Annotated in this window: 1 protein-coding gene; it reads left to right on the top strand. The window is 74.7% G+C overall.

Annotated elements, in window-relative coordinates; all coding sequences use genetic code 11:
* Positions 1–42: 42 nt before the first annotated feature.
* Positions 43–360, top strand: a 318-nt coding sequence (locus tag ADL05_RS03070; RefSeq protein WP_369800880.1) for an ATP-binding protein, incomplete at its 3' end; no start/stop codon positions are given.

Here is a 360-nt window from a genome sequence, read left to right as displayed (position 1 = left end):
CCCCGTGCCCGCGCCCCGGCGCCCCGAGCGGGTGGCCGTCTGATGACCACGACCACCACCCGGACCCGCCCGGCCGTCTTCTGGGAACACCGCACCTACCCCGGCGACCTCGCCCACCTGTCGCGGGTGCGCGCCGACCTCGCCACCGACCTGGCCGGATTCGACCCCGACCTGGTCGACACCCTCCAGTTGGTCACCAGCGAACTCTTCGCCAACGGCGTCAAGTACACCGACTCCGGCCGCACCGGCGGCGAGGTCCTGCGCGCCCTGTCCATGCCCGACGCGGCCACCCTGCGCGTGTCCCTGAGCGACTGCGGCGGAGGCGGCGGCACGCCACGCATCCCCACCGAACGCACCGCC

Origin of the sequence: Nocardiopsis sp. NRRL B-16309 (assembly GCF_001279585.1) — a bacterium.
Lineage (GTDB): Bacteria > Actinomycetota > Actinomycetes > Streptosporangiales > Streptosporangiaceae > Nocardiopsis.
Note: the sequence above shows the minus strand (reverse complement) of the source record. Positions and strands in the feature narration are given on the sequence as shown.